General features: G+C 60.6%; 9 protein-coding genes. 8 read left to right on the top strand and 1 reads right to left on the bottom strand.

The genetic code is table 11. The annotated features are described in order from the left end of the window. The first annotated feature begins 105 nt into the window (after window positions 1-105). Genes fliL through flhB form a run of 8 tightly spaced genes read left to right on the top strand, consistent with a single transcriptional unit; the run spans window position 106 to window position 5,468 of the window. On the top strand, window positions 106-606 hold the full coding sequence (fliL, locus tag SNL23_RS06265) for a flagellar basal body-associated protein FliL (protein ID WP_076015155.1): 501 nt from the start codon (window positions 106-108) through the stop codon (window positions 604-606). 9 nt (window positions 607-615) lie between these two features. Continuing rightward, entirely contained in the window at window positions 616-1,584 is a 969-nt protein-coding gene (fliM, locus tag SNL23_RS06260; RefSeq protein WP_010166091.1) for a flagellar motor switch protein FliM, read from the top strand. 34 nt (window positions 1,585-1,618) lie between these two features. Beyond that, a complete protein-coding gene (gene fliN, locus SNL23_RS06255) occupies window positions 1,619-2,086 on the top strand; it encodes a flagellar motor switch protein FliN (protein ID WP_063028102.1) in 468 nt (155 codons plus the stop codon). Between the two features lies 1 nt (window position 2,087). Then, window positions 2,088-2,522, top strand: a complete 435-nt coding sequence (gene fliO / locus SNL23_RS06250) for a flagellar biosynthetic protein FliO (protein ID WP_167663644.1) — start codon at window positions 2,088-2,090, stop codon at window positions 2,520-2,522. After that, window positions 2,522-3,265: a flagellar type III secretion system pore protein FliP gene (gene fliP / locus SNL23_RS06245; protein WP_003214554.1), complete on the top strand. Its 744-nt coding sequence runs from the start codon at window positions 2,522-2,524 to the stop codon at window positions 3,263-3,265. Before fliO ends, fliP begins: the two co-directional genes overlap by 1 nt. Window positions 3,266-3,268: 3 nt before the next feature. Beyond that, window positions 3,269-3,538, top strand: coding sequence for a flagellar biosynthesis protein FliQ (gene fliQ / locus SNL23_RS06240; protein WP_003214552.1), 270 nt, complete (start codon window positions 3,269-3,271; stop codon window positions 3,536-3,538). A gap of 13 nt (window positions 3,539-3,551) precedes the next feature. Continuing rightward, window positions 3,552-4,328, top strand: coding sequence for a flagellar biosynthetic protein FliR (gene fliR, locus SNL23_RS06235; RefSeq protein ID WP_076015158.1), 777 nt, complete (start codon window positions 3,552-3,554; stop codon window positions 4,326-4,328). A 3-nt stretch (window positions 4,329-4,331) separates the two neighbouring features. Then, the gene (gene flhB, locus SNL23_RS06230) at window positions 4,332-5,468 is read left to right on the top strand and encodes a flagellar biosynthesis protein FlhB (RefSeq protein ID WP_063028108.1); all 1,137 of its coding nucleotides are present in this window, start codon (window positions 4,332-4,334) and stop codon (window positions 5,466-5,468) included. Window positions 5,469-5,637: 169 nt separating this feature from the next. Here the strand turns inward: flhB and SNL23_RS06225 are convergent, their stop codons facing one another. Further along, window positions 5,638-5,910: a DUF6124 family protein gene (locus SNL23_RS06225; RefSeq protein WP_076015159.1), complete on the bottom strand. Its 273-nt coding sequence runs from the start codon at window positions 5,908-5,910 to the stop codon at window positions 5,638-5,640. Window positions 5,911-6,230 lie beyond the last annotated feature (320 nt).

Here is a 6,230-nt window from a genome sequence, read left to right as displayed (position 1 = left end):
TTTGCAGTGTCGGCGAAACCGTGATCAAACAGACAACTCTGGCATAACACTTGCTCTTGCCTTTCCCCAGAACTATGAATCCCTGAATAGTGACGGATTATTGGCATGGCGAAGAGCGACGACGTAGCAACACCACCCGCAGGCAAGGGCAAGCTCAAGCTTATCCTGCTGATTGTCCTGGCCTTGTTCCTGGCGATCGGCCTGTCCGTGGGGGCTACCTGGTACTTCATGCACAGTGCCCAGAGCAAACCGGCCGCGACGGCCGAGGTCAACCCTAACGTCAAGCAACCGGCAATCTTCGAGCCGATGCTTCCGGCGTTTGTCGCCAACTTCAATCAGAACGGCCGTCAACGCTACCTGCAGGTGAGCATTACCCTGCTGGCGCGGAACCAGGCAGACCTGGATGCCCTCAAGGTGCACATGCCAGTGATCCGCAACAACCTGGTGATGCTGTTCTCCGCACAAGGCTTCGAGACCCTCGCCACTCCGGTGGGCCAGGAAATGCTGCGCCAGAAGGTCACTGCCAGCGTGCAGGAAGTGGCCCAGAAGGAAGTCGGCAAACCGGTGATCGAGCAGGTGCTCTTCACTAATTTCGTATTGCAGTAGGATCACGACATGGCCGTGCAGGACCTGCTGTCCCAGGATGAAATCGATGCGCTGCTCCACGGCGTCGACGATGGTCTGGTACAGACCGAAATGGCTGCCGAGCCCGGCAGCGTCAAAAGCTACGACCTGACCAGCCAGGATCGCATCGTCCGTGGACGTATGCCGACCCTGGAGATGATCAACGAGCGTTTCGCCCGTTACACCCGCATCAGCATGTTCAACATGCTGCGCCGCTCGGCGGACGTGGCGGTGGGCGGTGTGCAGGTGATGAAGTTCGGTGAATACGTGCACTCGCTGTACGTGCCCACCAGCCTCAACCTGGTCAAGATCAAACCGCTGCGCGGCACCGCGTTGTTCATCCTCGACGCCAAGCTGGTGTTCAAGCTGGTGGATAACTTCTTCGGCGGTGACGGCCGTCACGCCAAGATCGAAGGCCGTGAATTCACCCCGACTGAATTGCGCGTGGTGCGCATGGTGCTGGAACAGGCCTTCATCGACTTGAAGGAAGCCTGGCAGGCGATCATGGAAGTCAATTTCGAGTACATCAACTCGGAAGTGAACCCGGCCATGGCCAACATCGTCGGCCCCAGCGAAGCCATTGTGGTCTCCACCTTCCACATCGAACTCGATGGCGGTGGCGGCGACCTGCACGTAACCATGCCGTACTCGATGATCGAGCCGGTGCGCGAAATGCTCGATGCGGGCTTCCAGTCCGACCTCGACGACCAGGACGAACGCTGGGTCAAGGCCCTGCGCGAAGACCTGCTGGACGTCGACGTACCCCTGAGCGCCACCGTGGCCCGTCGCCAGTTGCGTTTGCGGGATATTTTGCACATGCAGCCGGGGGATGTGATTCCCGTCGAACTGCCGGAAGAACTGATCATGCGCGCCAACGGCGTGCCGTCGTTCAAGGTCAAGCTCGGTTCTCACAAAGGCAACCTCGCGTTGCAAGTGATTGAACCGATCAACCGCCGCTGATCCACACTAATTTCTGCTCCGCCGAGGACATGTAATGGCTACTGAACACGAAAACACTTCCGCCGAAGACCAGGCCCTGGCTGACGAGTGGGCGGCTGCGCTGGAAGAAACCGGCGATGTCGGCCAGGACGATATCGACGCGCTGCTGGCGGCTGATGCGGCCACCGCACCGGTGGGCAACCGCCTTCCCATGGAAGAGTTCGGCAGCGTGCCGAAGAACAACGAGCCGGTGACCCTGGACGGTCCGAACCTGGACGTGATCCTCGACATCCCGGTGTCGATCTCCATGGAAGTCGGCAGCACTGAAATCAACATCCGCAACCTGCTGCAACTCAACCAGGGTTCGGTGATCGAGCTGGACCGCCTGGCCGGCGAGCCGCTGGACGTGCTGGTCAACGGCACGCTGATCGCCCATGGCGAAGTGGTGGTGGTCAACGAGAAGTTCGGCATCCGCCTGACCGACGTGATCAGCCCGAGCGAACGCATCAAGAAGTTGCGTTGATATGAAGCGCTCATTGGTAGGACTGTTATCGACGCTGCCCTTGAGCGTACTGGCAGCAGAACCGGTCGCCCAGGCAGCCGCACCGGCGCTCGGCAGTGGCGTTGGCGGGCAACTGACCCAGCTGGTGCTGGGCTTGTTGTTGGTGGTGGGGCTGATCTTCGTGCTCGCCTGGGTGTTGCGCCGCGTACAGCGCATCGGCCCGGGCAATGCTCAGGTGATTGAGCTGGTGGGTTCGCGCGCCCTTGGCCCGCGAGACCGGCTGGTGCTGGTGCAAGTCGGCGAAGAGCAGATCCTGCTGGGCATCACCCCCGGCCGCATCACCCCGTTGCACGTGCTCAAGCAGCCTGTGGAAGTGGCCCAGACCCAAGCGGCCACGCCGGAATTCGCCCAGCGCCTCATGGAGTTGCTGGGCAAGGATCAGAAGGATAAGAAGTAATGCGCGTTTTATTGACGCTCATGCTGTTGCTGGCGGCGCCGCTGGCGTACGCGGCAGACCCGTTGTCGATCCCGGCGATTACTCTGGGCACCAACGCGGCGGGCGCGCAGGAGTATTCGGTCAGCCTGCAGATCCTGCTGATCATGACCGCGCTGAGCTTCATCCCGGCGTTCGTGATGCTGATGACCAGTTTCACTCGCATCATCATTGTGTTCTCGATCCTGCGTCAGGCCCTCGGCCTGCAACAGACGCCGTCGAACCAGATCCTGACCGGCATGGCGTTGTTCCTGACGCTGTTCATCATGGCGCCGGTGTTCGACAAGGTGAACCAGCAAGCCTTGCAACCGTACCTGGCGGAGAAAATGACCGCCCAGGATGCGATCGACAAGGCCCAGGGCCCTATCAAGGACTTCATGCTGTCGCAGACCCGTTCCAGCGACCTTGAACTGTTCGTGCGGCTGTCCAAGCGTACCGACATCGCCAGCCCCGACATGGCGCCGCTGACCATTCTGGTGCCGGCGTTCGTGACCTCGGAGCTGAAGACTGCGTTCCAGATCGGCTTCATGATCTTCATTCCGTTCCTGATCATCGACCTTGTCGTGGCGAGTGTGCTGATGGCCATGGGTATGATGATGCTGTCGCCGCTGATCATTTCGTTACCGTTCAAGATCATGCTGTTTGTGTTGGTGGACGGCTGGGCGCTGATTATCGGCACCCTGGCCGGCAGTTTCGGTGGGGTGTAGACGATGACGCCAGAAGTAGCGGTCGACCTGTTTCGTGAAGCCCTGTGGCTGACCACCATGATGGTCGCCGTGCTGGTGGTGCCGAGCCTGTTGGTGGGCCTGCTGGTGGCGATGTTCCAGGCCGCGACCCAGATCAACGAACAGACCCTGAGCTTCCTGCCGCGCCTGCTGGTGATGCTGATCACCCTGATCGTTGCCGGCCCGTGGCTGGTGCAAACCTTCATGGAATACATCCTGCAGCTGTACGGCAGTATTCCGCAGTTGATCGGCTGACCCCGTGAATTCGATGCTGGCGTTGACCGACACCCAGATCAGCACCTGGGTGGCCTCGTTCATCCTGCCGTTGTTCAGGGTCACGGCGGTGCTGATGACCATGCCGGTGTTCGGTACCACCCTGGTGCCGCGGCGCATTCGCCTGTATTTCGCGGTGGCAATTACTGTGGTGATTGTGCCGGCGTTGCCGCCGATGCCGCCGGTGAATGCCCTGGACCTCAGCGCGCTGATGCTGATCGCCGAGCAAATCATCATCGGCGCCTTGATGGGCTTCTCGCTGACGCTGTTCTTCCAGGCCTTCGTGATTGCCGGGCAAATCATCTCGATCCAGATGGGCATGGGCTTCGCGTCCATGGTCGACCCCACCAACGGCGTGTCGGTGGCGGTGATCGGGCAGTTCCTGACGATGCTGGTGACCTTGCTGTTCCTGGCCATGAACGGCCACTTGGTGGTGTTCGAGGTCATGACCGAAAGCTTTACCACCTTGCCGGTGGGCAGCGGGCTGGTGGTCAATCACTTCTGGGAGCTGGTGGGGCGCCTGAGCTGGGTGCTCGGCGCCTCGTTGCTGCTGGTATTGCCGGCGATCACCGCGCTGCTGGTGGTCAACATCGCTTTTGGCGTGATGACCCGGGCGGCGCCGCAGTTGAACATCTTCTCTATCGGTTTCCCGTTGACTCTAGTGCTGGGCATGGGGATTTTCTGGGTCGGCATGGCTGACATTCTCAATCAGTATCAACCGCTGGCGACTGACGCCTTGCAGTTCTTACGTGACTTGGCGCGGGCGCGGTAAGCCATGGCCGAGAGCGAGAGTGGCCAGGACAAAACAGAAGACCCCACGGAGAAACGTAAAAAGGACTCCCGGGAAAAGGGCGAGATTGCCCGTTCCAAAGAGCTCAACACCCTGGCGATCATGCTCGCCGGCTCCGGTGGCCTGCTGATCTACGGCGGTGGTTTGGCCCTGGACCTGATGGAGTTGATGCGCCTGAACTTCTCCCTGCCCCGTGACGTGCTGCTCAGCCCGGGCGCCATGGGCCTGTACCTGCTGCACTCCGGCAAGATCGCGATCCTGGCGGTGCAACCGATCCTGATCACCTTGCTGCTGGCCGCACTGATCGGGCCGATTTCCCTCGGTGGCTGGTTGTTTGCCGCCGGCAGCATGGCGCCCAAATTCAGCCGGATGAACCCGGGGCCCGGGCTCAAGCGGATGTTTTCCACCAAGGCCCTGGTGGAACTGCTCAAGGCGTTGGCCAAGTTCATCCTGATCCTGTTTGTGGCGTTGACGGTGTTGTCGTCCGACATCGACGACCTGCTGCGCATCGCCCACGAGCCGATCGAACTGGCGATCATCCATAGCGTGCAAGTGGTGGGCTGGAGTTCGCTGTGGATGGCCTGCGGGTTGATCATCATTGCTGCGGTGGACGCGCCGATCCAGCTGTGGGAAAGCCACAAGAAACTGCTGATGACCAAGCAGGAAGTGCGCGACGAGCACAAGGACCAGGAAGGTCGGCCCGAGGTCAAGCAGCGGATTCGCCAGCTGCAGCGCGAGATGTCCCAGCGCAAGATGATGGCTGCCGTTCCCGACGCCGACGTGGTTATCACCAACCCGACTCACTATGCCGTGGCGCTTAAGTACGACCCGGAGAAGGGTGGGGCGCCGATGTTGCTGGCCAAGGGCAGTGATTTCACGGCATTGAAAATCCGTGAGATTGCCGTGGCCAACGACATCCTGCTGCTGGAATCGCCGGAGTTGGCGCGGTCGATTTTCTACTCCACCGACCTGGACCAGGAGATTCCGGCCGGGTTATACCTGGCGGTGGCTCAGGTGTTGGCGTACGTGTACCAGATCCGCCAGTACCGCGCGGGCAAGGGCAAGCGGCCGGATCCGCTCAAAGACCTGCCGATTCCCCCGGATTTGCGTCGGGATTCCTGAGTTTTGTAGCGCCTGTGCCGGCCTCTTCGCGAGCAAGCCCGCTCCCACATTCGACCGCGTTCCTACCGGGTGTACACGGTCAAATGTGGGAGCGGGCTTGCTCGCGAAGGCGTCCGCCCAAACAACAAAAATCCCCCTGAGCGTTCCCGCAATTGCATCTGGCAAACGTTTAAATCGCAGGCGAGGGCGCTATGTCATCCAGCACCCGATCGGCCAACAGTCGCGCTACCTCAATCAACTGCGCAATCCCCAGCGCGCCTTCCCGTCGCGATCCTTCCAGCTCAAAGGCAAAGTCGCAGGTCAGGGCATGGGCCGAAGCCAGTGTTTCGGTGAGGTTGACCAGCAAGTCTTCGGCGCTGATGCCGTCGATGACGGTGAATAGTACGACGGGGGAGTTGTTGGTTTCGGAACCGAGTGGAGGATTTGGTGTGGGTTTAATCATTGTGAAGCTCCTGAATTAAATGGAGCTGCCACTTATCGCCGCGACGCGATTGGGTGGTAGCTGTACGCAGGTTCGCGGACCGGGATCAGGAAACCGGCATACCCGAAGGTATCCCGCGCACAGCCACCATGGCGCCGCACAGTAGACGATAAAAAGGCGTCAACTGAAAGCGGACAATGGCGCTTTGCGCCTGAATTCACTCGGGCCGCGACGCCCGCCCGCTGCGTTTGCAGCGGTGCCCGAAGACTAGAGATCGACTTTCCCACCAGCAACCCTAAATACCTGTCGGACGTTTCGCCATCTCCCGCGAACGGGCTTGT

Source organism: Pseudomonas sp. SED1 (assembly GCF_034044025.1).
In the GTDB taxonomy this organism is placed as follows: Bacteria; Pseudomonadota; Gammaproteobacteria; order Pseudomonadales; family Pseudomonadaceae; genus Aquipseudomonas.
The sequence above is the reverse complement of the archived record's forward strand: the minus strand, read 5'-3'. Positions and strand labels throughout refer to the sequence as shown.